This is a genomic window from Streptomyces sp. NPDC058469, from assembly GCF_042721125.1.
In the GTDB taxonomy this organism is placed as follows: Bacteria; Actinomycetota; Actinomycetes; order Streptomycetales; family Streptomycetaceae; genus Streptomyces.
The window spans coordinates 35,604-62,012 of the sequence record NZ_JBHXME010000003.1 but is presented as its reverse complement, the minus strand read 5'-3'; the positions used below and the strand labels follow the sequence as shown (position 1 = coordinate 62,012).

25 protein-coding genes and 1 pseudogene are annotated in these 26,409 nt (G+C 69.5%); 18 read left to right on the top strand and 8 right to left on the bottom strand.

What is annotated here, in order from left to right; translation table 11 throughout:
- Positions 1-4: 4 nt before the first annotated feature.
- The 7 genes and pseudogenes from ACFWP5_RS02705 to ACFWP5_RS02675 all read left to right on the top strand — a co-directional run bounded on the left by ACFWP5_RS02705 (position 5) and on the right by ACFWP5_RS02675 (position 6,244).
- Positions 5-1,126 (top strand): annotated as a pseudogene (locus tag ACFWP5_RS02705) (VOC family protein).
- Positions 1,123-2,061, top strand: a complete 939-nt coding sequence (locus ACFWP5_RS02700) for a fumarylacetoacetate hydrolase family protein (protein ID WP_384149193.1) — start codon at positions 1,123-1,125, stop codon at positions 2,059-2,061. The pseudogene ACFWP5_RS02705 and the gene ACFWP5_RS02700 overlap by 4 nt, the downstream one beginning before the upstream one ends.
- 543 nt (positions 2,062-2,604) lie before the next feature.
- Entirely contained in the window at positions 2,605-4,179 is a 1,575-nt protein-coding gene (locus ACFWP5_RS02695) for a sensor histidine kinase (RefSeq protein ID WP_384149191.1), read from the top strand.
- A gap of 50 nt (positions 4,180-4,229) precedes the next feature.
- Entirely contained in the window at positions 4,230-4,655 is a 426-nt protein-coding gene (locus ACFWP5_RS02690) for a roadblock/LC7 domain-containing protein (RefSeq protein ID WP_384149512.1), read from the top strand.
- Positions 4,656-4,657: 2 nt separating this feature from the next.
- Positions 4,658-5,035: a DUF742 domain-containing protein gene (locus tag ACFWP5_RS02685; RefSeq protein WP_384149189.1), complete on the top strand. Its 378-nt coding sequence runs from the start codon at positions 4,658-4,660 to the stop codon at positions 5,033-5,035.
- Positions 5,013-5,615 carry an ATP/GTP-binding protein gene (locus tag ACFWP5_RS02680; RefSeq protein WP_384149187.1) on the top strand — a complete coding sequence of 201 codons (603 nt, stop codon included), beginning with the start codon at positions 5,013-5,015 and terminating at the stop codon, positions 5,613-5,615. The genes ACFWP5_RS02685 and ACFWP5_RS02680 overlap by 23 nt, the downstream gene beginning before the upstream one ends.
- Positions 5,616-5,647: 32 nt before the next feature.
- Positions 5,648-6,244: a GAF domain-containing protein gene (locus ACFWP5_RS02675; RefSeq protein ID WP_384149185.1), complete on the top strand. Its 597-nt coding sequence runs from the start codon at positions 5,648-5,650 to the stop codon at positions 6,242-6,244.
- 86 nt (positions 6,245-6,330) lie between these two features.
- Here ACFWP5_RS02675 and ACFWP5_RS02670 read toward each other — a convergent pair whose 3' ends face one another.
- Together ACFWP5_RS02670 and ACFWP5_RS02665 are read right to left on the bottom strand one after the other, a co-directional pair.
- Entirely contained in the window at positions 6,331-7,566 is a 1,236-nt protein-coding gene (locus ACFWP5_RS02670; RefSeq protein WP_384149183.1) for an acyl-CoA dehydrogenase family protein, read from the bottom strand.
- Positions 7,567-8,091: 525 nt separating this feature from the next.
- Entirely contained in the window at positions 8,092-8,871 is a 780-nt protein-coding gene (locus tag ACFWP5_RS02665; RefSeq protein ID WP_384149181.1) for a DUF1963 domain-containing protein, read from the bottom strand.
- A gap of 189 nt (positions 8,872-9,060) precedes the next feature.
- Between ACFWP5_RS02665 and ACFWP5_RS02660 the strand changes: the two genes are divergently transcribed.
- The gene (locus tag ACFWP5_RS02660; RefSeq protein ID WP_384149179.1) at positions 9,061-9,738 is read left to right on the top strand and encodes a PASTA domain-containing protein; all 678 of its coding nucleotides are present in this window, start codon (positions 9,061-9,063) and stop codon (positions 9,736-9,738) included.
- A 336-nt stretch (positions 9,739-10,074) separates the two neighbouring features.
- Here ACFWP5_RS02660 and ACFWP5_RS02655 read toward each other — a convergent pair whose 3' ends face one another.
- From ACFWP5_RS02655 to ACFWP5_RS02640, 4 genes are all read right to left on the bottom strand, one after another.
- Positions 10,075-10,950: a PhzF family phenazine biosynthesis protein gene (locus ACFWP5_RS02655; protein ID WP_384149178.1), complete on the bottom strand. Its 876-nt coding sequence runs from the start codon at positions 10,948-10,950 to the stop codon at positions 10,075-10,077.
- A 237-nt stretch (positions 10,951-11,187) separates the two neighbouring features.
- A complete protein-coding gene (locus ACFWP5_RS02650; protein ID WP_384149176.1) occupies positions 11,188-11,442 on the bottom strand; it encodes a hypothetical protein in 255 nt (84 codons plus the stop codon).
- 105 nt (positions 11,443-11,547) lie between these two features.
- A complete protein-coding gene (locus ACFWP5_RS02645) occupies positions 11,548-11,706 on the bottom strand; it encodes a hypothetical protein (protein ID WP_384149174.1) in 159 nt (52 codons plus the stop codon).
- Between the two features lie 229 nt (positions 11,707-11,935).
- A complete protein-coding gene (locus tag ACFWP5_RS02640; protein WP_384149172.1) occupies positions 11,936-13,591 on the bottom strand; it encodes a serine/threonine-protein kinase in 1,656 nt (551 codons plus the stop codon).
- 245 nt (positions 13,592-13,836) lie between these two features.
- On the opposite strand from ACFWP5_RS02640, the gene ACFWP5_RS02635 reads away from it, so the two are divergent.
- From ACFWP5_RS02635 to ACFWP5_RS02620, 4 genes are all read left to right on the top strand, one after another.
- Positions 13,837-14,022 (top strand): hypothetical protein, encoded by a 186-nt coding sequence (locus tag ACFWP5_RS02635; protein ID WP_384149170.1) that lies wholly within the window; start codon positions 13,837-13,839, stop codon positions 14,020-14,022.
- A gap of 210 nt (positions 14,023-14,232) precedes the next feature.
- Entirely contained in the window at positions 14,233-15,339 is a 1,107-nt protein-coding gene (locus tag ACFWP5_RS02630) for a sugar ABC transporter substrate-binding protein (protein ID WP_384149168.1), read from the top strand.
- Positions 15,340-15,734: 395 nt separating this feature from the next.
- Entirely contained in the window at positions 15,735-16,970 is a 1,236-nt protein-coding gene (locus ACFWP5_RS02625; RefSeq protein ID WP_384149166.1) for an MFS transporter, read from the top strand.
- A gap of 159 nt (positions 16,971-17,129) precedes the next feature.
- A complete protein-coding gene (locus tag ACFWP5_RS02620; RefSeq protein ID WP_384149164.1) occupies positions 17,130-17,945 on the top strand; it encodes an SAM-dependent methyltransferase in 816 nt (271 codons plus the stop codon).
- A gap of 99 nt (positions 17,946-18,044) precedes the next feature.
- Here ACFWP5_RS02620 and ACFWP5_RS02615 read toward each other — a convergent pair whose 3' ends face one another.
- Positions 18,045-18,935: a helix-turn-helix domain-containing protein gene (locus ACFWP5_RS02615; protein ID WP_384149162.1), complete on the bottom strand. Its 891-nt coding sequence runs from the start codon at positions 18,933-18,935 to the stop codon at positions 18,045-18,047.
- Between the two features lie 349 nt (positions 18,936-19,284).
- On the opposite strand from ACFWP5_RS02615, the gene ACFWP5_RS02610 reads away from it, so the two are divergent.
- The 6 genes from ACFWP5_RS02610 (at position 19,285) to ACFWP5_RS02585 (ending at position 25,484) form a co-directional block, all read left to right on the top strand.
- Positions 19,285-20,376 (top strand): sugar ABC transporter substrate-binding protein, encoded by a 1,092-nt coding sequence (locus ACFWP5_RS02610; RefSeq protein WP_384149160.1) that lies wholly within the window; start codon positions 19,285-19,287, stop codon positions 20,374-20,376.
- 69 nt (positions 20,377-20,445) lie between these two features.
- A complete protein-coding gene (locus ACFWP5_RS02605; protein ID WP_384149159.1) occupies positions 20,446-21,537 on the top strand; it encodes a mandelate racemase/muconate lactonizing enzyme family protein in 1,092 nt (363 codons plus the stop codon).
- Complete coding sequence (locus ACFWP5_RS02600; RefSeq protein ID WP_384149157.1) at positions 21,534-22,598, top strand: ABC transporter permease; 1,065 nt, start codon at positions 21,534-21,536, stop codon at positions 22,596-22,598. The genes ACFWP5_RS02605 and ACFWP5_RS02600 overlap by 4 nt, the downstream gene beginning before the upstream one ends.
- Positions 22,595-23,641 (top strand): ABC transporter permease, encoded by a 1,047-nt coding sequence (locus ACFWP5_RS02595; RefSeq protein WP_384149155.1) that lies wholly within the window; start codon positions 22,595-22,597, stop codon positions 23,639-23,641. The genes ACFWP5_RS02600 and ACFWP5_RS02595 overlap by 4 nt, the downstream gene beginning before the upstream one ends.
- Positions 23,638-25,164: a sugar ABC transporter ATP-binding protein gene (locus ACFWP5_RS02590; RefSeq protein WP_384149153.1), complete on the top strand. Its 1,527-nt coding sequence runs from the start codon at positions 23,638-23,640 to the stop codon at positions 25,162-25,164. The genes ACFWP5_RS02595 and ACFWP5_RS02590 overlap by 4 nt, the downstream gene beginning before the upstream one ends.
- The gene (locus ACFWP5_RS02585) at positions 25,161-25,484 is read left to right on the top strand and encodes an L-rhamnose mutarotase (protein WP_384149151.1); all 324 of its coding nucleotides are present in this window, start codon (positions 25,161-25,163) and stop codon (positions 25,482-25,484) included. Before ACFWP5_RS02590 ends, ACFWP5_RS02585 begins: the two co-directional genes overlap by 4 nt.
- Here ACFWP5_RS02585 and ACFWP5_RS02580 read toward each other — a convergent pair.
- Positions 25,474-26,202 (bottom strand): GntR family transcriptional regulator, encoded by a 729-nt coding sequence (locus ACFWP5_RS02580; RefSeq protein ID WP_384149149.1) that lies wholly within the window; start codon positions 26,200-26,202, stop codon positions 25,474-25,476. The genes ACFWP5_RS02585 and ACFWP5_RS02580 overlap by 11 nt on opposite strands.
- Between the last annotated feature and the right edge of the window lie 207 nt (positions 26,203-26,409).

Here is a 26,409-nt window from a genome sequence, read left to right as displayed (position 1 = left end):
GACCATGGACGTCAGGACGGCCCGCCAGGACCTGCACAGCGAGCGGGGCGCCCTGCGCGGCGAACATCCCGGGCGCTCCCGGAACCCTGCGGTCAAGGTGGCCGACCTGGCCTGGCTGGAGTTCGAGAAGCCCGACCTGGAGCGGGCGGAGGTGTTGGCCCTCGACTTCGGCTTCTCCGTGGCGGCCCGCATCTCGGACGCCCTGTGGCTGCGCGGTACCTTCGCGGGCTCACCCTGCATGGTGATCCGGCGCGGCCGTACGTCCCGTTTCGTCGGCCCGGCGTTCCGCGCCGCCGAGCGGGCCGATCCGGACCGGCTGGCCCGGGCGACGGGGACGGACGTACGGGACGCCGATGTCCCCGGCGGCGGCAGGTCCGTGCATCTGCTCGACCCCTCGGGCCTCCCCGTGCGCGTGGTGCACTGCGCCGAGTCGCTCCCGGCACTCCCCGAACAGCCGCCCCTGCTCCTCAACTTCGGTGCGGATCACCGCCGCAGGGACACCGCGCAGCGCCCGCCCCGGGAGCCGTCCCGTATCCAGCGCCTGGGTCATGTGGTGCTGGAGACAAGGGTGTTCGGCCGTGCGCTGGACTGATATCTGGACACGCTCGGCATGATCGTGTCCGACTTCCTGTTCCTGGACGGGCGGCGCGACCGGGGTCCGACGATGGCGTTCATGCGGTGCGACGGGGGCGGTCCGGCCGTCGACCACCACACCCTCGCGATGCACCTCGGGCCGGGCAACGGCTATGTCCACTCCGCCTACCAGGTGACCGACCTGGACTCGATCGCCGTGGGCGGCGAGTACCTCAAGGAGCGCGGCTACAAGCGGAGTTGGGGCATCGGACGGCACATCCAGGGCAGCCAGCTCTTCGACTACTGGCGCGACCCCGACCACTTCATGCTGGAGCACTTCGCCGACGGTGACCTCTTCTCCCGTGACCTGGAACCCGGTTGGGCGCCGATGTCGGCGAGCGGGCCGGCCCAGTGGGGGCCGCCGGCCACGCGCGACTTCCTCGGCACGAAGCCGTCCCCCGCGAAGGTCCGTGACGTACTGCACGCCCTGCGCGGCGACAACGACCTCGACCCGGCACGCCTGTTGGGCCTGATGAAAGCGATGACCTCATGAGCACCAATGTCCTGCGAACAACCGATGGGTGGTGGGTGGTGCGGGGTGGACGCGCCGTCCGCATCGCGACGAAGGCCCGCACCACCGCCGAGCTGCTCGCCGACCGTGACGCCGTCCGCGAGGCCGTGGCAGCGGGCGAACCGGGCCCGCCCGTAGGCGACTTGGTCGCGTTGTCCCCGGTCACCACGCCCTGCCGGGTCGTCGCCCAGATGGTCAACCACCGCAGCCACGCCCGCGATTCGGGGTACACGGGCGAGGTCCCGCCCGCCTTCTTCCGCAAGGCGTCCGGCTCGGTGAGCGGCCCGGGCGAGGCCATCGTCCGGCCGTCCCATGTGAACTTCCTCGACTACGAGGTCGAACTCGGGCTGGTCATGGGGGCGTTGCTGCCGATCGGGACCGTGGTGGAGGAGCGGGACCTGCCGTCGTACGTCGCCGGGCTCGTCGTCACCGATGACGTGAGCGCGCGGGACGTGCAGCTGACGAAGACGCAGTTCTACGAGAGCAAGTCGTACCCCACGTTCACCCCGACCGGGCCGTACCTCTGTCTGCTGGAGCCGGAGGACTTCGCCCATCTCCTGGATCTGCGGCTGACGTTGAGCGCCAACGGGGAACCGCGACAGGACCGCACCCTCGCCGACATGATCGTGCCTCCGGCGCGGGCGCTCACGCTGCCGGCCCGGTTCCAGACCCTGGAACCCGGCGATCTGCTGCCGACCGGCACCCCCGGCGGCGCCGCGCTGAAGGCTCCGCCGACGGCCGTCGAGAAGCTCGGCGCGCTGCTGCCGCCGGCCGTGAAGTGGAAGGCGTTCTTCAAGAGCCAGGCCCGCAACCCTCGTTATCTGCACGCGGGTGATGTGGTGACCGCCGCCATCGCCACACCGGGCGGACGCATCGACCTCGGCGAGCAGCGCACCCCCGTGACCGACCCCCGGTAGAGAGGGTGGTGATTCAGCCACCAGGGATGCACCGTAACTCCTCGACCTCTTCACACGCTTGGGGGCCGGGCGGCGCCAACTCCCCCGCCCGTACGCCGTCTTGCAGGGCGAACTTTCGGACTCCCGCAGACAACAGTCGCGCCAACTCTGGATTTCCGGTGCGTTGCGGGATGCGGCAAATGGGTCCTATGCCACGTAACCAGTCCCCGTTCCCTTCATAGGAACCACCAGAGAACCGTTTCGGCAGGCCAGGTTGGGCGTCAGACGTGACGTGATTACACCGCATTAAGGATGGTGGCGTAGGGTGGCTGACCGTTAACTGTCGCATTCCTTACCGGACTTGACGGTTAATGTGCGCTGCGCGCCGTGTGTCCCACCCGGTTGATCGAGAGGACTCCGATGCCCGAAATCCCCTCCTATGCTGTGCCCTCGGAGCCCGGTCGAACGACTGGATCGGGCTCCGCGCGAAACAGACACGCCCGGTCCTCCGTCCAGGACGGACCGTCGGATTCGGCCACTCGGTCGCGCACGGTCCGGCTCGCCGTGCTGCCCGCCGCCGCGATGGCGATCCTCGCCACCGCCGTCGTCCTGGTCGTGCTGCGCACGCAGAGCGGTTTCGCCGACGGGACCACCTACACGGTGCTCGCCGTCGCCGCCGTGCTCGGTTGCGGAATTCTGTTCGCCGGCGTGCGGCTCGGGCGTTCCGAGGCCGCGGGGATCTCGCAGCAGTACGCGTCGCTGCGCCGTACGGTCGCCACCGGCCAGGCCGATCTGCAGGACGTGCTGCAGCGGCTGGAGCGGGGCGAGCCGGTGGAGCAGGTGCCGTTCATGCACCAGCCGCCCTCGCAGACCGACCCGCTCGGCCGGCTCACGTACGAGATAGGTGTGAGCCTGTGGCAGGCCCGTACCGTCGTCGCGCAGACCGCGCAGCTCGCCCGGGCCTCCGCACCGGACAGCGAGGAGCGCGTCGAGGTCTTCGTCAACCTCGCCCGGCGTCTGCAGTCCCTGGTGCACCGCGCGATCAACATGCTCGACCAGCTGGAGAACGAGGTCGAGGACCCGGAGCTCCTCAAGGGCCTCTTCCACGTCGACCACCTCGCGACCCGTATCCGCCGCCACGCGGAGAACGTCGCGGTGCTCGGCGGCTCGGTGTCCCGCCGACAGTGGACCCGCCCGGTGACGCTGACCGAGGTGCTGCGTTCCTCCATCGCCGAGGTCGAGCACTACTCCCGGGTCAAGCTGGTCCCCCCGATCGAGGGCACCCTGCGCGGCCACGCCGTCGCCGACGTCATCCACCTGCTGGCCGAACTCGTCGAGAACGCCACGACGTTCTCCGAGCCGCAGACCCAGGTGCTGATGCGCGCCCAGCGTGTGACCGCCGGTCTCGCCGTCGAGGTCGAGGACCGCGGACTGGGCATGCCCACACAGGAACAGGCCCGCGTCAACACACTGCTCGCCGAGCCGGACCGCATCGACATCAGCAAGCTGCTCGCGGACGGCCGTATCGGCCTGTACGTGGTGTCCGCGCTGGCCCGCCGGCACGGCATCGCGGTTCGCCTGCAGAGCAACATCTACGGCGGCATCCAGGCCATCCTGGTCATCCCGCGCGGCCTGATGGGCGACGAGCCCGGCCAGATACCCGCCCAGACGCACCACCAGGCGGTCGCCGACATGTCCCGGCCGGCCCAGGTCGCCCCGGCCCACCACCAGGCCGTACAGCCGGCCCCGGCCCACCACTCCGCCGCGCAGATCGCCCAGCCCGCCGCCCCGCCGCCCACGTTCCGCCAGCCGCTGCCCCCGGCCCGCACCGGGAACGCGCCGATGCCCGTCGTGCACCAGCCTCCACAGCAGCAACAGCACCCCAGGACCGTGGAGCCGTCGGCGCCGCGCGAGCGCGGGTCCGTGCCGTACGGCAGGGAGTCCCGCGACGACCGGCCGCGACTGCCCCAGCGGCACGCTCAGGAGCACCTCGTACCGGAGCTGCGTGACAGTCCGGCGCCCCGCAAGACCGAGGAACACGAGGTCGAGCACGATCCGGGACTGATGGCCATGTTCCGGCGCGGAGTCAGCCTCGCCGACAACGAACCCGACGAGCCTCCCACCGACAGCGCTCGCTGACCGCAGGCCCCGTTACTCGCAACAAGGAGAAGAACGCCACCGTGAGCGACATGCACGCCGGCCAGCAGAACCTCGACTGGCTCCTGGCGGGACTCGTCCAGAGGGTCCCCTATACCCGCAGCGCAGTGCTGCTGAGCACGGACGGCCTCGCGAAGGCCGCCGACGGGCTGGATACGGCGGCCGAGGCCGAGCATCTGGCCGCCCTGGCGTCCGGTCTGCACTCGCTGGCCCGTAGCGCGGGCGCGCAGTTCGCGCAGGGCGCCGATGTGCGGCAGGTGGTCGTGGAGCTGGACAGCGCGCTGCTGTTCGTGTGCGCCGCGGGCTCCGGCGCCTGTCTGGCCGTGCTGGCCGACCGTGAGGCCGACGCGGCCGTCCTCGGTTACGAAATGGCCATGCTGGTCAAGAGTGTTCGCCCGTATCTCGCCACGCCGGTCCGACAGCAGGGGGCCGGCTCGTCGATGGATCAGAGGCGCTGACCATGTCGGACGCGGAGGACGGGTCGTGGCTCGACGACGAGGCCGGGCGGCTAATACGGCCGTACACCGTCACCAACGGTCGAACCCGTCCCTCGGCGCACTTCGACCTGCTCACCCTTGTGATGGCCACCGGTACCAGGCCACAGAGCTATCTGGGCCCCGACTACGACCAGGTTCTCACCCTGTGCGACGCGCCCATCTCGGTCGCCGAGGTGGCCGCCCATCTGCGTCTGCCCGCGGTGACCACCAAAGTTCTGCTCTCCGACCTCGTGACGCACCAGGCGCTCTCCCTGCGCTCGCCGCGTGCCGTCGAGGCGGCCTCCCCGACCGACCGAAACCTCCTGGAGGCGGTGCTGCATGGACTACGTAAGCGGCTCTGACCCCTTCCCCACCGCCCTGAAGATCCTCATCGCCGGGGGCTTCGGGGTCGGCAAGACCACGTTCGTCGGTGCGGTCAGCGAGATCGAGCCGCTGAGCACCGAAGAACTGCTGACCTCGGTCAGTGCCCGCACCGACAGCCTGGTGGGCATCGAGGAGAAGTCGACCACCACCGTGGCGATGGACTTCGGCCGGATGTCCCTGGACAAGGAGCACGTCCTCTATCTGTTCGGTACGCCCGGGCAGGAGCGGTTCTGGTTCATGTGGGACGAGTTGTCGAACGGCGCGCTGGGTGCCGTGGTGCTCGCGGACACCCGTCGGCTGGACCACTGCTTCGCCGCCGTCGACTTCTTCGAACGGCGTGGCATCGGCTTCATCGTGGCCGTCAACGAGTTCGACGGCTCCTATCACTACGAGTCCGACGAGATCCGCGCGGCCCTCGACCTCAAGCCCGACGTACCTGTTGTGATGTGTGACGCGCGGCAGTGCAACTCCGGTACCCGCGTGTTGATCGCACTCGTACAGCATCTGCTCGCCTCGACTCCCGGCACCCCGCCCGCGGAGCTTTACCCGTCGCGCTGAGCCCACGCTCGACGCGACCGAATGGAGCCTGCATGTCAGCCCCGGTTCCCTACTCCACCCAGAATTCGTACGACCCGACCAGCCATCTGCTGCTGACGCCCGAGGACCGCGAGGCCACCGCCCGGGTGGCGCGGCTGCGCGAACTCGGCCTCGGGGACGCGCCGATCGCGGAGTTCGACGAGTTCGCCCGCAACCTGGCGCAGGTCACGGGCGCGCCGTTCTCGATGGTCAACTTCATCGACGAGAACCGTCAGTACTTCGCCGGTCTCTACGCCGGTGGCCGTCCGGGCGTCCAGTTGGCGCCGGACGAGCAGCCGGAGGTCGGCCGGACGATGACGCGTGATCAGGGGTACTGCCCGCACGTCGTCGTGCGGAAGAAGGCGCTGGTCCTGGAGGACGTCTGCGACTACCCGCGGTTCGCGGGGAACAGCGTCGTGGACGAGATAGGCATCCGCTCGTACATGGGCGCGCCGCTGATCGACTGGAAGACGGGCATGGCCCTGGGCACGATCTGCGTGGTCGACACGGACACCCATCCGTGGGGGCGCGAGGGTCTGGCGACGATCAAGTCGCTGGCACAGCAACTGGTCGACCGGCTCCACACGATGGAGACCCGGGGCGGGATCTGAGCCCGCTGCCAGGGCGGCCGCCGGGGCGAAGGACGTTCAAGTACGGGAGCCGCGGGCACAACGCTGTGTCCGTGGCTCCCCGGTGTTCAGCCCGCGTGCCCGGCCGTCTCCAACTGCCCCAGACGGCGCTGGGGTTGGACGGTCCGCACGAGGTCGGCCAGTCGCTCGGACCACTGGCCCTTGGCCGTGCCGAGGGCTACCTCGCCCAGCCTCAGCAGCTGGATGTCGGAGGTGCCGGCGGGGGCGTAGATGTGGTGGGCGTCGCGCAGATAGCGCTCCACGGGGCGGTCGGTGAACAGACCGCTGGCGGCGTGGATCTCCATGCTGTCACGGGCGGAGTCGACGGCCGCCTCGACGTTGAGGAGCTTGGCGTTCATCAACTCCGCGTCGCAGGACAGCCCTTGGTCGAGGAGGTGGACGGCGTGGTAGGCGGCCAGCCGGGCCGTCATCAAGCGGGACTTCATCCGGCCCAGCTTGAGTTTGATGTTGGTGAGGTCGCCGAGTGGTGCTCCGAAGCGCTCGCGCTCGATGCACAGCGCCGTCGTCTCCTCGAAGACGGCCTGGTGGATGCCGAGGGAGACGGCCGTGAGGTTGGGGCGGCCGTAGAGGATGCTGGAGGAGTAGGCGACGGCCAGGCCCTTGCCCTCGCCGCCGAGCAGATTCGCCGCCGGTACGCGGCAGTTGTCGTAGATGATCTCGCCGAAGCTGAAGCCGTGCAGCCCCATGGCGGGCACCTGTTCGCCGAGCGAGAAGCCGGGGCGGTCGGACTCGACGAGGAAGGCCGACAGTCCCTTCGAGCCCTCGCCGGTGCGTACGACCACGCCGTGCACGTCGCCGACGTGGCTGTTGCCGACGAAGACCTTGCGGCCGTTGAGGATGTAGTCGTCACCGTCCCGGACGGCGGTGCTGCCCATCCCCAGCACATGGCCGCCCGACTCCGGTTCGGTGACGGCGATGGTCGGGAGACAGTCGCCGGCGGCGATGCGCGGCAGCCACTTCCGCTTCTGCTCCGCGTTCCCGAAGTGAATGATCTTGGCCACACCGAGCTGGGAGGCCTGAACCATGGCTCCCATAGCACCGCATACACGGGCGAGTTCTTCGATGGTGATGGTCTTGGCCAGGTGCCCGGCGCCCATTCCGCCGTACTCTTTGCCAATGGTCACGCCGATCCAGCCCTGCCGGGCGATGAGACTGGACAGCTCGTGCGCCACCGTGCGCGACTTCTCCATCTCCGCTATCCGCGGACGTACCTCACGTTCGGCGAACTCGCGCACCCGTTGGCGCAGGTCCTCGTGCCACCCGCTGGTGAAATAGCGTTCCACAACCCCTCCTGCACGCTGCCTCCGTGTCCGGCTTGATCCGGAGGTCGTTCGTCGGGCAGTGGTTCGTCGCCCTTGGGCGCCTGCCCGAAATATTGTCTACTTGTCGACCCATCTCAGCCAAGATCACCTTACGAGGTTGACTGAAACCCGGCGCCTTGAGGGAATCCCAACTGTGCGATATGGGCCACGACATGGTCTCATCCGGCCATGTCACGAAGAGAAACCAACCAAGGGCGAACAAGGTGCACCCAATACGGACAGAGGCCTGCCCACCAGGCACATGCCGGACAGACGTAGCACAGCTCACATCGACAATCAGTCACGTTCCGGCTGACCGATAAGTGGGCCTGCCCGGTTTCCTGACCTACGTTCAACCGACGAACATCAGCCACATCCGCGGGGAGGAGGCGAAGGTTCCGTCGCACCAACCTGCACTTACGTCACTCCAGCCCCACGGCTCACACGACGAACCGTTCGGTCGCACGGCAGGGCAGGCCCACCTCGCCCCGCCCGCGAGGGCTCGGCTCAGCACTGCTGCTCGTACTGGAGGCCCGCGTACCGCCGCGCGGCGATGTCCTCCCGTGTGCCCACGATCAGGTTCATGGTGAATACGTCGTAGTCGATCGCCTGCCCGGCCAGCTGAGCGAGGAGCACGAGATCGCCCTCGTCCGGTGCCATGTCCCACGGGTCGGAGAACCCGCCGATCCGCACGCAGACCCCGGGGCGACGCCCGCCGAAGGCCAGGTCGAGGACGGCCTCCTCGAAACCGTCCAGCGCGTCCTCGTCCCCCTCACCGTCCAGGAACGCGCTGGTCTGCGGGCCCCCTTCCCACTCACCGTCGAAGGTCAGGCCGGACACGGGATACAGGGTGCGTGGTTCATAGACCCTGGACTCCACGGCCTCACCGTTGAGTTCATACGTCGCGGAGCGCTCCGTGGTGCGGACTCCGGCAGGTATGTGGAGCACCGCGGACGACTCCGGCGGGTACTCGATCTCGGTGAAGAGCAACAGGTGCCCATCGGCAGGCAGTTCGATGTCCAGGACGCCGTGAGGCAGGGCCGCACAGTCGACGCTCAGCACCAACGGCTCTCTCCCGTCAGGCCAGTTCACCCCGTCCGGCAACGCGGGAAGCCCACCCGTCCGTGCGGCGGGGCGGGCGTTCTCCCGACGGGACTCAGGCACTTCGTCGTACGGCACCAGATAGAGGCACGACCGCGACCGGACCATCAACTCCCTTACGACAGGCCCCGGAACGCCGTGCTTGGCGGCCGCCTCCAGAAGGAGCCGTTCGTCGATCGATGTCATGCCGGCGATCGTGCCATGGGTCACTGACAGGCCTCGGGTCGCCATGAGGGTGACGTCGTTCCGCTGAGCGGACCCGTGAACGACACACCTCCGACAGTGCATCACGCTGGCCACCGGGCCCTGACGGCCATGGGCCGGCCCGACGGCACAGGCCACTCGGCATGCGGGGAACAACCACAAGGGGGAGTCATGAGAGAAGCATCGAAGCCGGCACGTCGTCGCGTGCTCGCCAGGGCGACCGCCGGGCTACGGACGGCCCGCTCGCCCAAGGCGGCGGTACTGGTCGCGGCGGCGCTGTTGGCCACCGCCTTCGCGGTGACACCTGCCTACGCGGACGATCCCGGGCTGAACTGCGCGGCCACGGCGACCGCCTCGATATCGGTGACGCCGTCACCCGTGCTCTACGGCCACAACGCCCTGGTGCAGTGGAGCGCGGACTGCGTCTCCAACACGGCCGAGGACTCACTGGAGATCAGCGGGCCGGGCTTCGACCCGTCGACCACGGTCTTCCCGGTCGGCGGCGACTCGCAGTCGGTGTTCATCGACCGGACCGGAACCGTCGGCTGGAGTGTCACGGTGGTCGACACGTCGTCGGACACCGGCTTCAGCAGGGGGCTGGCCTCCGTCTCGGCTTCGGTCACCGGCGTCACGACCGTCCCCGACGTACTGGGTGACACACGGGCGCAGGCCGGCCAGGAACTCTCGGCCGCCGGATACGTGCTCGGCGTCGTCGGCAGCGTCGTCGACTGCGACAACGTCAACCGGGTGAGCTCGCAGAATCCGAGTGTGGGCACCGTGCTGCTCCCGGGTTCCCCGGTCGCGATCACGATCGGCAGGAAGCCCTCCCCGCCTGCCCAGTGCCCGTGATCCTGCCGGATCCACACCCGCCCTGCTTCGTACCGGGCGAGCCGTCCGGATCCGCAGACGGTCCGATCATGTGTCCCGCCTGCGGAGGGACGTTTCGAAGAGGATCGAAATCGTTCTCACGGCCAGCCAACTTTGGGCAAGTCGGTCACCGACAACGGATACACGAACGACGTGTGGGTCAGCACCGGCAAGAAGGGCGACACCTACTCGTACTGGGTCGGCGCCGTGTACCTGAAGGGCGACAAGTACGCCAACACTGACTCAAGTACGCCAACACTGACTGGCTGGACAACTGCGGCAACCGTTGACGCCCTGAGCCGATGAGCACCGCACTCTTCAGCCGATGCGCGCTCCCGCGCCGCCCACACGGACCCGCGGGTCGCCCGCGCGCAGCGTCACCGTGAGTTCGCCGGGACGGCCGAGGTCCTCGCCCTGGTGCAGGGTGAGGACGGCGTCCTCGGGGACCAGGCCGAGTTCCCGCACGTACGCACCGAACGCGACGGCCGCGGCGCCGGTCGCCGGGTCCTCGACGACACCGCCGACGGGGAACGGGTCACGGACGTGGAAGACGGTGGCCGACTCGCGCCACACCAACTGGACGGTGGTCAGGTCCAGGTGGTGCATCAGGGTTTCGAGGCGGGCGAAGTCGTAGGCGAGATCCGCGAGTCGGGCGCGCGTCGCCGCCGCGAGAACGAGGTGGCGGGCGCCGGCGAAGGCGATACGGGGCGGGAAGGCGGGGTCGAGATCGGCGGCCGGCCAGTCGAGCGCGGCGAGCGCCTCCGTGAGGTCGGCGGCGGTGATCTCCTCGATGTGCGGTTCGACGCTGGTGAGCGTGGCCCGGAGCGTCCCGCCCTCCTCGACCACCTCCACCGGCACGGTGCCCGCACGCGTCGCGAACACCAACTCCCCCGGGCCCACCCGCTCGGCGAGCGCGACGGCGGTCGCGACGGTGGCGTGCCCGCAGAACGGCACCTCGGCCTTGGGACTGAAGTAACGGATGCTGTACGCCCGCCCCTCGTCATCGCCGAGTCCCTCCGGGGGCGCGGTCAGGAACGCGGACTCCGAGTATCCGAGGTCGGCGGCGATGGCCAGCATGGCGCTGTCGTCCAGAGCGGTGGCGTCCAGGACGACGCCCGCGGGATTTCCGCCGGCCGGATCGCTGGAGAAGGCGGTGTATCGGAGAACCTCGGGCTGTGGCGCACTCGTCGTCATGCTCGTGGCAACCGGGGCGGGCCCGCGGCCATTCCCGCACGTGAGCGGAGACAGTGGCGCGCTGCGGAGGCGGTGCCGTACAGCAGCTACTGCTGCGGGAGAACCGCCGGCTGCACAGCGGAACACTGAAGGCGCTGGGCAGTGCACGAGGCTGTGCTGCCGGGAGCGCCTCCGGTTCGGTGCCGGGCGCCTGATCGAGGCTCGTCGGTCAGGCGCCCGGGCTGTCCGAAGTGACGATCACTTCTTGACGACGGACTCCACCCAGCTGATGAAGTTCGCCGTGGCGTCACCGGTGCGCTCGGCCATCGTGTGTGCCAGGGCCCACACCGTGGCGAAGTCGACGTCGCGGATGCCGTAGTTCTGCAGGGCCAACTGGAGGTTGAGCTCGGTCGTGTTGGCCGTGTCGCCCTGCATGATGCCGGTGCGGATGCGCCAGTGCCGCGCCACCTTCGACTGCCGGTAGCCGGCGAAGGCGGGCGAGAGGTAGTACATCGGGTTGTACGCCTCGGCCCGCCAGGTGATGTCCTTGCCGACGCTGTCCTTCTGCGCGAAGTCGCTGTCGTACGCCGCGGCGCCGTAGGCGGAGTTCCAGTCGGACTACGTGGCGTACGTCGTCTGGTTCGCCTTGATGACGTCACGCGTGAGCGGCGCGAAGTGCGACGGAGCGTTGAGCCCCATCGCCGTGCCCTCGGCGATTCCGAACGCGGCCAGGGCTGCGACGCCCGTGGCGCTCCGCATCACGGTTCTGCGGTTCATGTCCACCGGTAGACCTCCTTGTGCAGCGTGTTGCGTGGTCACAGCCGTACCTGGGCACCACCCGGGCGACACCGCGGGCAGGTCGGGCTGTGCGGCTCATACGAGTCCCAGACTGTAGGCCGGGAGCGTGAGCCGGACCCCAAGATTGTTAACAATTTTGATGATAATTCTGTTAGAAGAAGCGCCCCGAGGGTTCCGGGAGGCGCGCCGCCTCCTGCCGCCTACGTCGTCAGCGCGCCGACAGCTCGGTCGCGGTGAAGCGCTCGAAACCCGCGTGGTAGGCCGTGCCCCGCGGGTCGGTCGCGCTGTAGTGGAAGACGGCCACACCGCAGCCCCGCGCGTCGAAGGCGGCTCCGGTGTACGCGGCGACCCGGGTGCCGTCGACGGCGAGCTCCACCTTGATCCGGCCCTCGCCGGCCGAGGAGCAGGTCATCGACATGTCGACCTGCCGCTGGCTCTCCACCTTCAGGCCCACGTCCGCGAGGTCGACCTCGACGACCCGGTCGTGCTGGAACTTCCCCTTGAACCTGAACTCCCGCACGATCAGGGCTTCTTGATCCGTCGTCAGGTAAGTCGCCCAGCGGGAGCCCTTCAGGTAGTCCCCCGAGCCGTCGCACCACAGCCCGACCCCACCCTCGCCTCCGTACCACTCCGTCTGGGTGCTCAGCCGTACCGCGAACGAGGACGGCTCGAAGGGCGCCTGCGGCCACACCTCCAGCTCTGGCCGGGGATCGACCAGCATGGTCCCGCCCTTGTGCGTGATCTTCGCCAGGGTCGGGTCCTTGTACGACCAGTCGCCCGAGTCGGTCAAGTCATCGGTGTACGAGAGGAGTTGAGAGCTCGCAGATCTCGTCGACCTCCCGGACGACGAGACCGTCGAGGACACGGCGGCCGATCCATGGCCCTGCGGGCCGCCCTCCGTCGCTGATCCTCCCGAAGTGGTGCTGAGCACGATGGCGAGCAGCACCGCCACCGCGGCGCTGCCGGCCGCGAGCGCCCACAGCCGCACCTGCTTCGCGCTCGTGCCGCCGCCGCTCCTTCGTCCGGGCGGGTGCGATGGCGTACGAGGCTCTGTCCGCGCGTCCTCCGTCGCCCCCGCTAGCCGGGTCACGAGCTGGGCGGCGGTGGGGCGTTCCGCCGGGTCCTTGCGCAGACAGTCGGCGATGACCGAACGGACCGGCTCCGGCACCGCGGTGAGATCCGCGTCCCGGGTGCACACGGCGACGAGCACTTCGTAGTCGCTGTCCCCGTCGAAGGGATGCCGCCCCGTGGCGGCGAAGTACAGCGTGCCGCCGAGGGAGAACACGTCGGAGGCGGCGGTGACCGGCAGCGACTGGACCTGCTCGGGCGACATGTACGCGGGCGAGCCGAGCACGCTGCCCGGTGTGGTGAGCGCCGACTCCAGCAACCGGTCGTCGCGGGCGATACCGAAGTCGATGATCCGCGGTCCGTCCGGTGAGAGCAGGATGTTGGACGGTTTGATGTCCCGGTGCACGACGCTCACCCGGTGCACCTGCGCCAACGCGTGCGCGACGGCCAGCCCCAGGGACTGCAGCCGCCCGGAGGGCAGCGGACCGCTGGCGGCCACATGCTGGTGGATCGTGGGGCCCTGGACGAACTCGCTGACGATGTAGGGGTGCCGCCCGGACAGATCGGCGTCGAGGACGCGGGCCGTGGCGAGTTCACCGACCCGGCTCGCCGCGCCGAACTCCCGGCGTACGCGGGCGAGCGCGACCTCGTCGTACTCCATGCCCGGCAACAGGAATTTCACCACGACCTGACGCCCCGTCCGGTCCCGGGCGAGCCACACGACTCCCTGTCCGCCCCGGTCGAGCTCGCGCTCGCAGACGTATCCGGCCACCGACAACCGCATCCGCGGATCCATGCCCCCGCCCCCAGCCCCGCCCCCGGTTCATGGCTGTCCCTCAGCGTATCGGCAACACCGGGTCCCGACAGGCCCCTTGGCCAGTCACGGGGCACCCACTCCGCCCAACTCCGCGTTTCCGCAGGTCACTTCTCATTGACCGGGGGGGTTCGTCACCGCCCGCGAGGTCCCGCACACCAGTGCCCTCGGTTGGCCGCACGCCATCCCTCTCCATCGCCCTCGACACGGCGGCCACCGTCCTCGCCATGGACGACAGCACCCTCACCACGGTCTCCAACACCCGCTGCAACGCACGCGGTTACGACGTCCAGGCGGTCGTCCTTCCCCCCGCGCCCTCACCGGACGCGGTCGAATCAAACCGGGTCACCGAAGCCGCCACAACCTCTCCCCGCGATCGCCACCCCGTCCACATCAAGGAAGTGCGACGGTAACGGCCGGAGACAGGAATCGCACAGGCGAAGGAGCAACTCCCGGTCACGGAGGCGGAGTCGAAGCCTTCCTGCCCCAGCCGACACAAGGGCCACATCCCCCTGCCTGGCAGCTACTTCTCACCGGCCGTCAACGCCCCCCGAAAGCCACCCGGCTCCCCTCGCACTCGAAAGGCGCCTCACGTGAGCGCTCCCGCCCTTTGTGGAATCCCCGTGCGTCGTCTCGCGACAGCCCTGACCGCCTCCGCGTCCGCGCTGGCACTCACCGCGTGCGGCGTCATCGACGGGGTCGGCGGAGGCGACAGCTCCGCGTCTCCGAAGAAGGGCGACGACATCACGGTGGGACTGCTCCTGCCCGACAAGGACACCGCACGCTTCGAGAGCTTCGACCACCCCGTCATCAAGAAGGAGGTCGCCGCCCTCACCAACGGCAAGGGCAAGGTCGTCTACGCCAACGCCGACGCGAGCCAGGACAAGCAGAGCCGGCAGTTCCAGCAGATGGTGGACCAGAAGGTCGACGTCATCCTGGTGGACGCGCTGGACGCCAAGGCCATCGCGCCGGACGTCCAGAAGGCGAAGGACGCCGGCATCCCCGTCATCGCCTACGACCGGCTCGCACAGGGCCCGATCGCCGCGTACGTCTCGCACGACAACGAACTCGTCGGCGAGATCCAGGCCCGCGCCATCATCACGGCGCTCGGCGGCAAGGCGGCATCCAGCAAGATCGTCATGATGAACGGCGACCCTTCGGACACGAACTACGCGAAGTTCAAGGAGGGCGCCCTCGGCGAACTGGAGAACAAGGTCCGGATAGCCAAGGAGTACGACACCGCCAAATGGTCGCCGACGGTCGCCAAGGCGAACATGAAGAACGCGATCAAGGCCATCGGCCTCGACAACATCGCCGCGGTCTACGCGGCCAACGACGGCCTGGCGGGCGCCGTCATCGAGGCGCTGAAGGACGCGGGCGCCACCAAGATCCCACCGGTGACCGGCCAGGACGCGAACCTGGACGCGGTGCAGCGGATCGTCGCGGGCGAGCAGTACATGACCGCGTACAAGCCGTTCCCGGAAGAGGCCACCCGCGCCGCTGAGATGGCGGTGTACAAGGTCCAGGGCCGCGACATCCAGTTCGACTCCCTGACCCGCGACACGGTCGACAGCCCCACGGAGAAGAAGATCCCCACGATGCTGGTACCGGTGGTCGCCCTCACGAAGGACAACATCGAGGACACGGTGATCGCGGACGGCATCTACACCGTCAAGGACATCTGCACCCCGGAGTACGCGACGGCCTGCGCCGCGATCGGCCTGAAGTAGCAGCCACACTCCGTGCGGCTGACGTCTACGGTTCCCTCCGGCGGTCCCTTGGCGGCGGGGGGAACATCCTCGTGGTCGCGATGCGTGTTCCGGTACGGCAGCCACGGGCGAGGCCTCACGGCCCGGCGATCTCGGGACGGGCAGGCACGGTGCTGGACGAGCGGAGCCGTACAGGGCATCGACAAGAGCAGGAAACCGCATCGGGCCGACACGTCCACAGACGCACTCCGAGAGAACGATCCAGGAAACAGGTGCCGCCGCCCACCCACCCTCGGCTTCCGCCGCCGAGCACGACGAAGGGCGGTCCGCACCCATCGCCGCTCTTGTCCCGGCACCCGGATCCCACCTAACCTGAATTTGTGCCGCAAATAAACAAACCCCGAACGCACAACGTCGTGCCGGGCACCCCCACCGACCTCACCCGGCTCCGCATCACCCTCACCGCCTTCTTCGCCCTCGACGGCTTCATCTTCGCCGGCTGGGTCGTCCGCATCCCCGCCATCAAGGCACAGACCGGCGCCTCGGCCAGCACCCTCGGCCTCGCACTCCTCGGCGTCTCCGCCGGCGCCGTCATCACCATGATGCTCACCGGCCGCCTCTGCCACCGCTACGGCAACCACCAAGTCACCGTCGCCTGCGCCGTGTTGCTCTCCCTCAGCGTCTCACTTCCGCCGCTCACCCACTCGCCGCTCACCCTCGGCCTCGTCCTGCTGATCTTCGGCGCCGCCTACGGCGGGATCAACGTCGCGTTCAACAGCGCGGCAGTCGACCTGGTCAGGGCCATGCGACGGCCGATCATGCCCAGCTTCCACGCCGCGTTCAGCCTCGGCGGCATGGTCGGCGCCGGGCTCGGCGGACTCGTCGCCGGGGTCCTCACCCCGACCCAGCACCTGTTCGGCCTCACCGTGATCGGCCTGTTCGTCACCGCCGTCGTGGGCCGCAACCTGCTGCGCCTCCAGCCCCCGGCGCCCCCGGCATCACCCGCCCCACTGGCTCCACCCCCGGACTCACCGACGGAACCGAAGCAGGAGACGGCCTCCCGTGTCGAACCGAAGCAGGAGGCCGCCCCCCGTCGCCTGAACACCCGCACCCGCGGCCTCGTCTTCACCTTCGGCCTGATCGCCCTCTGCACCGCCTTCGGCGAAGGAGCCCTGGCCGACTGGAGCGCCCTGCACCTGGAGCAGGACCTCGACGCCACCGCCGGTGCCGCCGCCAGCGGCTACTCCTGCTTCGCGCTCGCCATGACCGCCGGCCGACTCTCCGGCACCCGGCTGCTCGAACGCCTGGGCCGCACCCGCACCCTCGTCTCCGGCGGCACGACCGCCGCCCTCGGCATGCTGCTCGGCGCCCTCGCGCCCACCCTGTGGGCCGCCGTCCTCGGCTTCGTGATCACCGGGCTCGGCCTCGCCAACCTCTTCCCCGTCGCCGTCGAACGCGCCGGCACCCTCGCCGGCCCCGACGGAGTCGCCATCGCCTCCACCCTCGGCTACGGCGGCATGCTCCTGGGACCGCCCGCCATCGGTTTCATGGCGGACTGGTACTCCCTCCCCGCCGCCCTCACCAGCGTGGCCGTACTCGCCGCCGTCGCTGCCCTCATCGGATTCCTCACCCGGCACGCCGCAGAGGGCTGATTCCGCGTCACCGGGCGCACCGAACAAGCCAACGAGCGGGCCGGTACGTGCGGTTGGGGCCGACGAGGCGCACGAGTCGCGCCACGGGGGAATAACGTGGGTGTCCACGGCCGATCTTCGACGGTCCGTGGTTCTCACCGCGTACGCACAGGAGCGTCCATGACCGAAGCGGCAGACAACTCCGAGCAGGATGCGCTCGCCAGGTTCGACACCACCGTGCCCCAGTCGGCCCGGATCTGGAACTACTGGCTGGGCGGCAAGGACAACTACGAAGTGGACCGTGTCGCCGGTGACGCGTTCCGCGAGATCTTCCCCGGGATAGAGACCGGAGCACGTGCCGCCCGGTACTTCCTCGCCCGCGCCGTCCGTCATCTGGCCGCCGAGGAGGGCATCCGGCAGTTCCTGGACATCGGCACCGGACTGCCCAGCGTGGACAACACCCACGAGATAGCCCAGCGGGTGGTCCCCGAGTGCCGCATCGTCTACGTCGACAACGACCCGCTGGTGCTGGCCCACGCCCGCGCGCTGCTCACCAGCTCCCCGGAAGGCGTCACCAACTATGTCGACGCCGACCTGCGCGACCCGGTCACCATCGTGCGGGAGGCCGGCAAGACGCTCGACTTCGACAAGCCCGTCGCCCTCATGCTGATGGGCATCCTGGGCCACATCGAGGACTACGACGAGGCGCGCTCGATCGTACGGCGACTGGTGGACGCCCTGCCCTCCGGCAGCTACCTCGTGCACTACGACAGCACCGACACCAGCGAGGCCTACGTCGACGCCATCCGCCAGTACAACGAGGGCGGTTCGATCCCGTACATCCTGCGCAGCCCCGAGCAGATCGCGGGCTTCTTCGAGGGGCTGGAACTGCTCGAACCGGGCGTGGCCTCCTGCTCGCGCTGGCGTCCCGACGACAGCGCCTGGGGCCTGCCGGCGGAGGTGCACCAGTACGGCGGTGTCGCCCTCAAGCGCTGACCCACGCCACCTCAAGCGCCGAGCCCCGCCCCCCGTCTCAACCCCGCCCCCCGTCGGCCCACGTCCTCCCGGATCAAGTCCCCTGGAGGACCGGCCGGTTCAGGTCTCCTGAAGGATGCGATGCAGGATCGTCGGAGTCTCCTCCGGCGGTTCCGCCTCCACCACGAGCCGGTTCATGACGTCCCAGTAGCACTCGATCTCGGTCGGCCGGTCGGGATACAACGCGGTGACCCTCTGCTCCAGGTAGACCATGTCGGGCAGTCGGCCCCCGGGCAGTCGCAGGATGGTCACCGGCCCGGCCTCCGCCGCGTGCCCGCCCGCGAGGAACGGCATCACCTGGACGGTGACCTGCGGGAGCCGGCAGATCTCGATGAGATGCCTCAACTGGGCGCGCATCGTGCCGATACCGCCCACCGGGCGACGCAGCGCCGCCTCGTCGATCACCGCCCAGAGCTGTGCCGCCGGTCGCCGGCGCAGAATCCGCTGCCGTGTCATCCGTAGCTTGACCCGCCGGTCGAGTTCCGCCCCGCCCGCACCCGCGTGGGCGAGCCGGAGGGAGGCGCGGGCGTAGTCCGGGGTCTGCAGCAGGTGGGGAACGCGCTGGACCTCGAAGCAGCGGACCAGACTCGCCGCCTGTTCGGCCCCGAGGTAGGCCCGCGTCCACGTGGGCACCACGTCGTTGAAGTGCTGCCACCAGGCAGGGGAGTTGGCCTCCTCGGCGACGGCCAGCAGGGTGGCTCGCTCGGCCTCGTCGGTGACGCCGTAGAGCGTGAGCAGGTCGGCCACGTCACGGGGTTTGAAGCGGTGGCGGCCTGCCTCCAGGCGGCTGATCTTGGAGCGGGAGGCGCGGATCGCCTCACCGGCGGCCTGGCGGGAGATGTGCCGCTCTCCCCGCAGTTCACGCAACCGCGCGCCCAGTACCAGCCGCGGCACCACGGGGCCGCCCGACAGCCCGTCCAACGGCGTGGTTAAGACCTCATCGGAATCCATGCGCAATCTCCCTGCGGTGAACTGCCCTTGCACGCCCGCGACTTGTACGTCTGCGACTTGCCGCCTGCGAACGCTGAAGCCAGCCATCCTAGAGGGCTGCCGGGCACGCGATCTTCGAGTTGCGGGAATGATCTGTACCTTTACGGCCAGGCCGACACGAAGGCATTTCCTATACGATTTAGCGCGCAGCCGGGCCGGGTGAGAGGCGGGAGCGGGAGCCGCCGGACCCCCAAAACCCTCATCCACCAGACCGGTTCGTGCCGCAAGCCTTGACGCGCCCGGCTTCCTCCCCCACGATCGCCGCATCGATTTCCTATCTGATTCCTATCTGAATCCGCAGGGGTGGGTCATGCGCTTCCCAACCAGATCTGTCCTGCCCGGAGTTGTCGCAGTCGTGCTGCTGGCAACGGGGACGGCGGCCTGCACCTACAAGAACTCTGGTGCGCAGTCCGGCGGTCAGGCCGCGCCGGCCGCCCGGACCGGCGGCGGCGCCGAACTCGGGGACGCCTCCGGGACCAAGGTCGCCCTCGTGCCCGGCGGCGCCCACCCGTACTTCCAGCCCTGGAAGACAGCGGGTGCCGCCGCGAAGAAGACGTACGGCCTCGGAGCCGTCGCCTTCGACGAGACGGCGGAGTGGGACCAGCAGAAGCAGAACAACCTGCTGTCCACGCTCGCGGCGCGCGGCTACAACGCGTTCGGGGTGTTCGGCGTCTCCCCCACGGACATCAACTCGACGTTCGCGGACCTCAAGTCGCAGGGTTTCCCGGTGGCTTCGCTGGGTTCGTGCCCCGCGGGTGACAAGGACGAGGCCGACTTCTGTCTCTCCACGGACGTCCAACTCGCCGCCTACAAAGCCGCGAAGGCGGCGATCGCGGCCATGGGCGGCCACGGCACCCTGGTCCATCTGACCGGCAACAACGTTGACGCCAATACCCAGTTGAGGATCAAGGGCGTCGCCCAGGCCGTGAAGGAGACGGGCGGCAAGGTGAAGCTCCTGCAGACCATCACCGACATCGACACGGACCTGCAGACCGCGCAGAAGGCGGTGTCCGACCTGATGGCGGCCAAGGGCGACCAGATCACCGGCATCGTCGCCACCGCCTACAACCCGGCCGTCGCCGCGGCCGACGTCGTCAGGACATCCGGCTCGAAGGCGAAGGTCATCGCCATCGACGACGACGCCAAGATCCTCAGCGGCATCAGGCAGGGCACGGTCACGGCCACCGTCGTGCAGAACCCGGTCGGCCAGGCCGAGATCGGGATCTGGGCGCTGGCGCTGCTCCAGACGAAGCAGTGCACGGTGCGCTCTCCCGGGGTGGAGGTGGACTCGGGTTCGTTCGTCGTCACCAAGGCGAACGTCGCCGGCTACGACACGGCGCGGCAGGCGAAGACCGCCGAACTGAAGAAGCGGTTCGCGGACAAGATCCTCTCCTGCGGCTGACGGCCGACCACCGCTGACGGCCAAGCACCGCTGATGGCCAACTCCCACGACAGAAACCGGAATTGCCGAATGAGCAGCATCATCACGGCCGCGACCGCCAGGCTGGCCGACATCGCCGTCGAGCAGGACCGTACCGACGCGGTGCAGTCCTTCGTGAAACAGGAAACGGTCCTGGTCGACCTGGAGACGGCGGACGGCCTCGCGGGAACCGGCTACTCCTACACGATCGGCACCGGCGGCACCTCCGTACTCGCCCTGCTGCGCGACCACTTGCTGCCCGTGCTCGTCGGACAGGACGCCCGCAACGTCGAGGCGTTGTGGCAGCGGCTGTTCGCACTGACCCGGGCGACCACCACCGGCGCCATCACCTCGCTCGCCCTCGCCGCCGTGGACACCGCCCTCTGGGACGTGCGGTGCCAGCGTGCGGGCGAACCGCTGTGGCGGCTGGCCGGCGGACACCGCCAGGAGGTGCCGGTCTACGACACCGAGGGCGGCTGGCTCCATCTGAGCGCCGAGGAACTGGTGAAAGGCGCCCTGCGCGCACAGGAGTCGGGGTGGGCGGGCGTCAAGATCAAGGTGGGCCGGCCGCACCCCGCCGAGGACGCGGAACGCCTGCGCGCGGTCCGCGAGGCCGTCGGCCCCTCACTGCACGTCATGACCGACGCCAACCAGTCCCAGACGGCGTCCTCCGTCCTGCGGCTCGCCGCCGCACTGGAGCCGTACGACCCGTACTGGCTGGAGGAGCCGCTGCCCGCGGACGACATCAGCGGGCACGCGCGGCTCGCGGGCGCGACCCGGATCCCGGTCGCCGTGGGTGAGTCCATGTACTCGCTGATGCAGTTCCGCAGCTATCTGGAGGCCGGTGCCGCCTCCGTCGTGCAGGTCGACGCCGCGCGGATCGGTGGCATCACGCCGTGGCTGAAGGTCGCGCACCTGGCGGAGAGTCACAACGTCATGGTCTGCCCGCACTTCCTGATGGAACTGCACGTCAGCCTCGCCGCCGCCGTACCCAACGGCCAATACGTCGAGTACATACCGCAGTTGCGCGCCGTCACCCGCACCGAACTGACCATCCGCGACGGCATGGCCGTGGCCCCGGACGTACCGGGCATCGGCATCGACTGGGACCGGGACGCGCTGGACGACCGGAGGGTGGCATGACGACCTCCGTCAGCCCGCCGGACACCGTCCCGGAGGAGAGGACCGCACCTCACCGCATGCCGTTCTGGGTCAACCAGCGGCTCGGCCTGCTGGTCCTCGTCATCGCGCTCAGCGTCCTGTTCGGCGTGCTCCGACCGGCTTTCCTGGGCCAGCAGTTGGTGCTCTTCCCGCTCCTGCGCGATGTCGCCACCCTCACCGTGGTCGCGCTCGCGCAGATGGTCGCCCTGTCCGTCGGCCACATGAACCTCGCGGTCGGCCGCATGGCAGCCTTCGGCGCCATGTTCGCGGGCCTCGGCTACGACCGTCTCGGCCTCCCCGTGCAGGTCGGGCTGCTCCTGTGCCTCGCCGCCGGTGCCGCCATCGGCGCGGTCACCGGCTGGCTCATCGCCCGTACCGGAGTGAGCTCCTTCGTCGTCACCCTGGCCATGGACTTCGCCCTCCTGGGCCTGGTGTCCCTCATGTACTCGTCCCTCACCGACGACGCCGCCTTCACCACCCACCCCTCCGGCATCGACGCCCTGCGCTCCTACTCCCTCGCCGACATCTGCGCGGGCCCCATCTGCGGCTCCCCCGCCGTCCCGCAGATCGCCCAGTTCACCGTCCTCGCGATGCTCGCCCTCGGTTTCCTCTACGGCTGCACGCGCATCGGCCGGGAACTGCTGCTCACCGGCGCCAATCCGGCCGCCGCGGAGCTGTCCGGCATTCCCACCGGGCGCCGGGTCCTGCTCGCGCACACACTCTCGGGGCTGCTCGCGGCACTCGCCGGGTTCATGGCGGCGGCCGGCACCGGAACCTTCCGCGCCTCCATCGGCGACGACTTCATGCTGCCCTCCTTCCTGGGCGCGGTGCTCGGCGGCACCCTCCTCACCGGCGGGGTGGTGTCCGTGCTGGGCACGCTGCTCGGCACCGCGCTGGTCGGTGTGATCCGCAAGGGGCTCGACCTGCTCGGCGTCGGCCTGGAGAGCCTGAACATCTATCTCGGCTGTGTCCTCCTGCTGGCCCTGTCGGCCGACCGGATCCGCACGGTCGTGTCCTATCGCAAGGTGGTGCGCTCGACATGAACCGCTTGAACGCGTTGCGCGGTCAAGGGAGTTGGGGCGGCGGCGAGACGCTGCGCCGGTTCTCCCGTTCCACGGCGGCGATGCTGCTGTGCGTGGTCGTGGCGGGATACCTGGCGCTGGGAGTGGCCTCGTCCGGCTCCTTCTTCGAGGGCCCCTCGGTGCGGGTCTTCCTCCAGTACCTGGCCACTCCGATTCTCATCGGGCTGGCCCAGATGGTGGCGCTGTGCGTGGGTCAACTCAACCTCGCCGTAGGCGCCTTGGGCGGTTTCACCGCCTGCCTGATGGGCGTCCTCATGGCCGACCACGGGGTGCCCGCCGGAGTCGCCGTGATCGTGGGCCTGTTGACGGCGACGGCCATCGGCCTGGCGACCGGCGTCGCCATCGTGGCCACCCAGATCAACGGGTTCATCGTCACCCTCGCCACGATGACGATCCTCCTGGGCGCGCAGTACCGGCTCACCGGCACCCGTACCGTCGACGGCTACTCCCGTACGCTGCGTGACTTCGGCACGGCGGCGCCGCTGGACATCCCCCTGGTCTTCGTCACCGCGCTCGTCGCGGCGGCGCTGCTGGCCGCCTTCATGTACCGCACGGTCGCGGGCCGGCGGCTCCTCGCCGCGGGTGGCAACCCCCTCGCGGCCCGGCTGTCCGGTATCTCCACCGACCGGCAGATCGTGGCCGCGCATACTCTGTCGGGGCTGCTGATCGGTGTGGCCGCCGTGACCTCCACGGCCTCGCTGCCCGGCGTCAACCGCAGCGTCGGCGGCGACTGGCTGCTGCCGAGCTTCGCCGCGCCGATCATCGGGGGCGTGGCCCTCACCGGCGGTTCAATCGCCGTACTCGGCACGGTCCTTGCGGCCTTCGTGACCCGGCTGATCGACGCCGCGCGAGCCCAGTTCTCGCTGGACCCGAGCTGGGTGAACCTCCTCATCGGCCTGGTCGTGCTCGGTACGGTCGCCGGTGGCCGACTGCACCAGACGCGCCTGGAGAAGTCCGCGACGACCGACGGCGCCGTCCTGCCCCAGACCGGAGGTGCCCAGTGAGCGGCACGGTTCTTCTCGAATGCCACGACCTGGTCAAGGTCTTCCCCGGCGTCCGGGCGCTGGACGGCGTGGGGCTACGGCTGACGGCCGGCACCGTGCACGCGCTCCTCGGCGAGAACGGCGCCGGCAAGTCGACCCTCATCAAGGTCCTCACCGGCGTGCACTCCCCCGACGGCGGCGAACTCACCTGGAACGGCCAACAGATCCAGCTGCGCTCGCCGTTGGAGGCGACCCGTACCGGCATCGGTGTCGTCCACCAGGAACGCAACCTGATCCCGGGCTTCTCGGTGGCGGAGAACATCACCCTGCAGAACCCGCCCTCCCACCGCGGCCTGGTCGACCGCGAGGCCATGACCGCACCGGCCCTGGCCTGCCTCGCGGAACTCGGCGTCGACCTCGACCCGGAGCGGCCGGTGCGTGAACTCTCCGTCGCACAACAGCAGTTGGTGGAGATAGCCAAGGCCCTGTACACCGAGAGCCGGGTGCTGCTGCTGGACGAGCCGACCGCGTCCCTCTCCCCGCAGGAGACGGAACGCCTCTTCGAGGTGATCCGGCGACTGGCCGACCGCGGCGCCTGCGTCGTCTTCGTCAGTCACAAGCTGGAGGAGGTCTTCGCGGTCTGCGACACCGTCACCGTGCTGCGCGACGGCAAGTCGGTCCTGGAGTCCTCGCCCCTGTCGGACCACACCCACGACGACATCGTCGGCCTCATGGTGGGCCGAGCCCACGCGGCGACGGAGATGCGCCCGCGTACGGTCGACCGCACCTCCACCCCAACTCTCGTACTGGACAAGGTCTCCACAGCCGGCGGCCACCGTGACATCAGCCTGGAGGTCCGGCCGGGCGAGATCGTCGGCCTGTACGGACTGGTCGGCGCCGGGCGCAGCGAACTGGTGAAGGCGGTGCTCGGCCTGGACCGCATCACGGGCGGCGAGGTCCGCGTGCACGGCAGTCCGGTCCGGATCACCTCGCCGCGCCAGGCCCTGCACGAATTCGGCATCGGCTACGTCACCGAGAACCGCAAGGAGGAGGGCGTCTTCCTGGAGCAGCCCATCGTCCGCAACATCACGGTGACGGTGTGGAGGAGACTCGCCAAGGCCCTCGGCTTCGTCTCGGCGCGCGAGGAACGGGACGTCGCGCAGGATCTCGTCGACCGGCTCGGCATCCGCGTCTCGGGGCTCGGGCAGAACGCGGGTGAACTCTCGGGCGGGAACCAGCAGAAGGTCAGCCTCGCCAAGTGGCTTGCCGCGGATACCCGGTTGCTGGTCATCGACGAGCCGACGGTGGGCGTCGACGTGCGCACCAAGCGCGCCTTCCACGAACTGATCTGGGACCTGGCGCGCGACGGTCTGCCCATCCTCCTCATCAGCAGCGACCTCGCGGAGATGGTCACGCTCGCCGACCGCATCGTCGTCATGACCGACCACCGCATCCGCGGCGAGATCGACAACGACCGCGACTACGACCGCATGAGCGGCCGGGTCATCCGCCTGATCCACGACCGCGACGCGGTGCGCTCATGAAGCGCGTGGCCCAGGTCATCGCCGTACTTCCGGAAAAGCTCGACGAGTACCGGGAGTTGCACCGCGGGGTGCCGGAGCCGGTCCTGAACCGGCTCCGACGCTGCCGCATCGCCAACTACTCGAACCATCTGCTCGGCGACCGGCTGTTCGCCTACTTCGAGTACCACGGCGACGATCTGGCGGGGGACCTGGCACTGATGGCCGCAGACGAGGCGACCCGGGAGTGGTGGCGCCTCACCGCGCCCTGTCAGACACCGGTTGCGGAGGCGGCGCCCGGCGCGTGGTGGGCGACGGCGGAGCAGGTGTTCCTCATGGAGTAGCCGGCTCGTCGCCGCCGTCCTCGATCTGCCGTTCCAGGCTGCGCGTGAGGTGCTCGGTCATCGCCTCGGCCGCCCGCTCGGGGTTGCGGCGCAGCACCGCGCGGACGATCCGCTCGTGCTCGGCGACGGTCGGTCCCCAGGCGCCAACCACCTTGCTGAGCCTGAAGATGTGCAGGTGCGCGTGGAGTCGTTCCACCGCGTCCGCCAGCAGCGGTCGGTGCGCGGCCTGTCCGATCGCCTCGTGGAAGCGCTGGTCGAGGGCGGCGAAGTCGCGGTACGACGCGTACCGTTCGTTCGGGCTCGGGTGGGCCTGCATCTCCTCGACGATCCGCTCGATGCCGTCGAGCTGTGTCTCGGTGGCGTGCACGGCGGCCAGCGCGGCTGCCCTGGGCTCCAACAGCAGCCGCATTTCGAAGAGTTCGTCGAGACCCTGCCGGGTGAGCAGCTGCGTGGCCCGGTATCCGGAGAGCGCCCGCTTCACCACCAGGCCGTCGGACTCCAGCCGGGCGAGTGCCTCCCGGACGGGAGTCGGCGACACCTTGAGGGTGCGGGCGAGGGCTTCGATGCCGACGCGGGCGCCGGGGGCGATCTCGTGGTCCATGACCATCGCCTTGATGCGCTCGTACACACTCTCCGACAGCGCCTGCCGGACGGGCGGCACACTCCGCTCGTCGCCCTCGTCCGGAACCCCGGCCGCGGAAGGACTGTGCGGCGGCATCCCGGCTCCCCCTCAAGGCACTTGGCGTTCCCGACAGTTTACCCAGGTAGACGGGTTGAGAGGGTCTCCCGCGGAACATCGCCGTCTGGTTCCGCCCGTCACCCCGCCTCCGCGGCTACCGTCGCCGCTCCGCCGCTCTTCTCGTTCAGGTCGAGGCTGCTGCGCAGGCCGACCGGCTTCAGCCGGATCGCGGCGATCACCGCGAGG

Bases quoted from the DNA above. Each gene is read 5' to 3' on its own strand.
- ACFWP5_RS02595 (WP_384149155.1), top strand. From the start codon at position 22,595: ATGAACCGCTTGAACGCGTTGCGCGGTCAAGGGAGTTGGGGCGGCGGC.
- ACFWP5_RS02685 (WP_384149189.1), top strand. From the start codon at position 4,658: ATGTCGGACGCGGAGGACGGGTCGTGGCTCGACGACGAGGCCGGGCGG.
- ACFWP5_RS02675 (WP_384149185.1), top strand. From the start codon at position 5,648: ATGTCAGCCCCGGTTCCCTACTCCACCCAGAATTCGTACGACCCGACC.
- ACFWP5_RS02660 (WP_384149179.1), top strand. From the start codon at position 9,061: ATGAGAGAAGCATCGAAGCCGGCACGTCGTCGCGTGCTCGCCAGGGCG.
- ACFWP5_RS02610 (WP_384149160.1), top strand. From the start codon at position 19,285: ATGCGCTTCCCAACCAGATCTGTCCTGCCCGGAGTTGTCGCAGTCGTG.
- ACFWP5_RS02700 (WP_384149193.1), top strand. From the start codon at position 1,123: ATGAGCACCAATGTCCTGCGAACAACCGATGGGTGGTGGGTGGTGCGG.
- ACFWP5_RS02605 (WP_384149159.1), top strand. From the start codon at position 20,446: ATGAGCAGCATCATCACGGCCGCGACCGCCAGGCTGGCCGACATCGCC.
- ACFWP5_RS02645 (WP_384149174.1), bottom strand. From the start codon at position 11,706: ATGAACCGCAGAACCGTGATGCGGAGCGCCACGGGCGTCGCAGCCCTG.
- ACFWP5_RS02650 (WP_384149176.1), bottom strand. From the start codon at position 11,442: ATGTACTACCTCTCGCCCGCCTTCGCCGGCTACCGGCAGTCGAAGGTG.
- ACFWP5_RS02615 (WP_384149162.1), bottom strand. From the start codon at position 18,935: ATGGATTCCGATGAGGTCTTAACCACGCCGTTGGACGGGCTGTCGGGC.
- ACFWP5_RS02620 (WP_384149164.1), top strand. From the start codon at position 17,130: ATGACCGAAGCGGCAGACAACTCCGAGCAGGATGCGCTCGCCAGGTTC.
- ACFWP5_RS02635 (WP_384149170.1), top strand. From the start codon at position 13,837: ATGGACGACAGCACCCTCACCACGGTCTCCAACACCCGCTGCAACGCA.
- ACFWP5_RS02665 (WP_384149181.1), bottom strand. From the start codon at position 8,871: ATGACATCGATCGACGAACGGCTCCTTCTGGAGGCGGCCGCCAAGCAC.
- ACFWP5_RS02640 (WP_384149172.1), bottom strand. From the start codon at position 13,591: ATGGATCCGCGGATGCGGTTGTCGGTGGCCGGATACGTCTGCGAGCGC.
- ACFWP5_RS02655 (WP_384149178.1), bottom strand. From the start codon at position 10,950: ATGACGACGAGTGCGCCACAGCCCGAGGTTCTCCGATACACCGCCTTC.
- ACFWP5_RS02600 (WP_384149157.1), top strand. From the start codon at position 21,534: ATGACGACCTCCGTCAGCCCGCCGGACACCGTCCCGGAGGAGAGGACC.
- ACFWP5_RS02680 (WP_384149187.1), top strand. From the start codon at position 5,013: ATGGACTACGTAAGCGGCTCTGACCCCTTCCCCACCGCCCTGAAGATC.
- ACFWP5_RS02690 (WP_384149512.1), top strand. From the start codon at position 4,230: ATGCACGCCGGCCAGCAGAACCTCGACTGGCTCCTGGCGGGACTCGTC.
- ACFWP5_RS02585 (WP_384149151.1), top strand. From the start codon at position 25,161: ATGAAGCGCGTGGCCCAGGTCATCGCCGTACTTCCGGAAAAGCTCGAC.
- ACFWP5_RS02580 (WP_384149149.1), bottom strand. From the start codon at position 26,202: ATGCCGCCGCACAGTCCTTCCGCGGCCGGGGTTCCGGACGAGGGCGAC.